The organism is Rhizobium sp. L43, assembly GCF_002531725.1.
Classification (GTDB): Bacteria; Pseudomonadota; Alphaproteobacteria; order Rhizobiales; family Rhizobiaceae; genus Rhizobium.
This window is the reverse complement of sequence record NZ_NWSQ01000080.1, coordinates 1-2,486: the sequence shown is the minus strand read 5'-3', so window position 1 is coordinate 2,486 and position 2,486 is coordinate 1. Positions and strand designations below refer to the sequence as shown.

Here is a 2,486-nt window from a genome sequence, read left to right as displayed (position 1 = left end):
AGCACGTTGAGGCCGATGCCGCCGAGACCGAAGACGATGGCGGTCGAACCGATCTCGACCTTGGCGGTGTTGATGACGGCGCCGATGCCGGTGGTGACGCCGCAGCCGATGTAGCAGATCTTGTCGAAGGGCGCGTCGGGATTGACCTTGGCAAGGGCGATCTCCGGCAGCACGGTGAAGTTCGAAAAGGTCGAGCAGCCCATATAGTGGTGGATCTTGTCCTTGCCGATCGAGAAGCGGCTGGTACCGTCGGGCATCAGCCCCTGGCCCTGGGTGGCGCGGATCGAGGTGCAGAGGTTGGTCTTGCGGGAAAGGCAGGAATAACATTCGCGGCATTCCGGCGTGTAGAGCGGAATGACGTGGTCGCCTTTCTTCACCGAGGTGACGCCGGGACCGACATCGACGACGATGCCGGCGCCCTCATGGCCGAGAATGGCCGGAAACAGGCCCTCGGGATCGGCGCCCGACAGGGTGAAATCATCGGTGTGGCAGATGCCGGTCGCCTTGACCTCGACCAGCACTTCGCCGGCCTTCGGTCCCTCCAGCTGCACGGTCATCACCTCAAGCGGTTTGCCTGCCTGAACGGCAACGGCGGCGCGAACGTCCATCTTGATATCCTTCCTCTTAAATCGAATTCTGATGGCTACATATTCGGATAGACCGACAGGGCTGGCGCGCGCCCCACGATCCGAAATCACACTCCACGCTCTCGCCTTTAGCTTTTGCTCATGGCCAGAGCCCTGTCACGTCTCCCGCTCGACCTGGCACCAGACTGCCAGCAGCGGACGGGCCGTGCATCTTATCGCGAAAGATTGGCCGGCATCGTTTGCAAAGACCGTGCCGGTGGCGGCAGAAAACCATTGGGAATCGCCAAGGCAGATTTCAGCCGGAGAAAATAGAAGGAAGGCGCGGGGCTGCGTCTGAACATGATCGGGGAAGCGGGTGTAGCGATCCATATAGATCACGCCGACCCTGAGATCGGCGCGCTCCTCCAGGCCTCCAGGGCCGACCACGACCGCATGGGAATGCGTATTGCCGAAATTCAAACTTGCAAACGGGCCGGAGCGGCCGCGTCTCCAGAGCAACTTATCGGCGAGACTATGGAATTGGCTGGCGATCGCCTCGTATTTCCGTCCTGATTTTGCAAGATGGCCAATGACGTCATCAAGCCCTTCCGGCGCGCCGGGAAGAGGCCCGCCCTCCGACCGCACCTTGCCTGTTTTGAGCAGCCTCTGGAGGACCTTGCCGGCGACGAAGCTGGCGACGGCAGGAGCCTCCGCCGACAACATCAGCCCGCCGACGTCATTGAGGAATTCCTGCAGCGGCCGGGGCCGCCTTTCCCTTCCGATGTCGTGCAGCCTGATATATGCCGGCTTTTCGTCATCGTTCAGAAGCAGGTCAGCACCAGGTTTGATTGGACGTCCCACCGCGCGAGCCACGTTCGGTCTCCCTCGTCAGAGCGCCTTTTGCAATTCCGGCAGGGCTTCGAACAGATCGGCGACCAGTCCGTAGTCGGCAACCTGGAAGATCGGCGCCTCCTCGTCCTTGTTGATGGCGACGATCACCTTCGAATCCTTCATGCCTGCCAGATGCTGGATGGCGCCGGAGATGCCGGCGGCGATATAAAGCTGCGGCGCCACCACCTTGCCGGTCTGGCCGACCTGCCAGTCGTTCGGCGCGTAACCGGCATCGACGGCGGCACGGGATGCACCGACGGCGGCACCGAGCTTGTCGGCAAGCGGCAGGATGACTTCCCGGAACTTCTCCGCAGAACCGAGCGCCCGGCCGCCGGAGAGGATGATCTTCGCCGAGGTCAGTTCCGGACGGTCGGAGGCCGACAGTGCATCCCTGACGAAGGTCGACAGGCCCGGATCGGAAACGGCGGGGATGGCCTCGACCGAGGCGGAGCCACCTGCCGCCGCCGACGCGAAGGAGGAGGTGCGCACGGTGATGACCTTCTTGGCATCGCTTGCCTGCACCGTCTGAATGGCATTGCCGGCATAGATCGGCCGCTTGAAGGTATCGGACGAGATCACCTCGATGATCTCCGAGACCTGGGCAACATCAAGCAGCGCAGCGACGCGCGGCAGCACATTCTTGCCGACCGAGGTGGCGGCAGACAGGATCGTGTCGTAGCTGCCGGCCAGCGAGACGATCAGCTCGGCCAGCGGTTCGGCCAGATTGTTGGCGAGGGTGTCGCTTTCGGCCAGCAGCACCTTGGAGACGCCGGAGAGTTTGGCCGCCTGTTCGGCAGCAGGCTTGGCAGCCTTGCCGGCGACGAGAACATGAATATCGCCGCCGATCTGGCTTGCCGCCGTCAGCGCCTTGGCGGTCTGGTCGGAAAGGCTTTGATTGTCGTGATCGGCCAGAAGAAGAATGGTCATGGTGATAATTCCTTTCGAACCTTAGAGCACGCCGGCTTCGTTCTTCAGCTTGTCGACCAACTCGGCGACCGACTTGACCTTGACGCCGGCCTTGCGGCCGGA

General features: G+C 62.4%; 3 protein-coding genes and 1 pseudogene. All 4 read right to left on the bottom strand.

All coding sequences use genetic code 11. From position 1 onward, the window contains the following. Positions 1-608: alcohol dehydrogenase catalytic domain-containing protein (locus tag CO667_RS34465; RefSeq protein WP_176707340.1), on the bottom strand; the 608-nt coding region annotated here is incomplete at its 3' end. Between the two features lie 135 nt (positions 609-743). Then, positions 744-1,439 (bottom strand): dimethylsulfonioproprionate lyase family protein, encoded by a 696-nt coding sequence (locus tag CO667_RS34460; RefSeq protein WP_097622256.1) that lies wholly within the window; start codon positions 1,437-1,439, stop codon positions 744-746. Positions 1,440-1,454: 15 nt separating this feature from the next. After that, positions 1,455-2,384: an electron transfer flavoprotein subunit alpha/FixB family protein gene (locus CO667_RS34455; protein WP_097622255.1), complete on the bottom strand. Its 930-nt coding sequence runs from the start codon at positions 2,382-2,384 to the stop codon at positions 1,455-1,457. A 21-nt stretch (positions 2,385-2,405) separates the two neighbouring features. Then, positions 2,406-2,486, bottom strand: a pseudogene (locus CO667_RS34450) (electron transfer flavoprotein subunit beta/FixA family protein); the annotation flags it as partial.

Bases quoted from the DNA above. Each gene is read 5' to 3' on its own strand.
- CO667_RS34455 (WP_097622255.1), bottom strand. From the start codon at position 2,384: ATGACCATTCTTCTTCTGGCCGATCACGACAATCAAAGCCTTTCCGAC.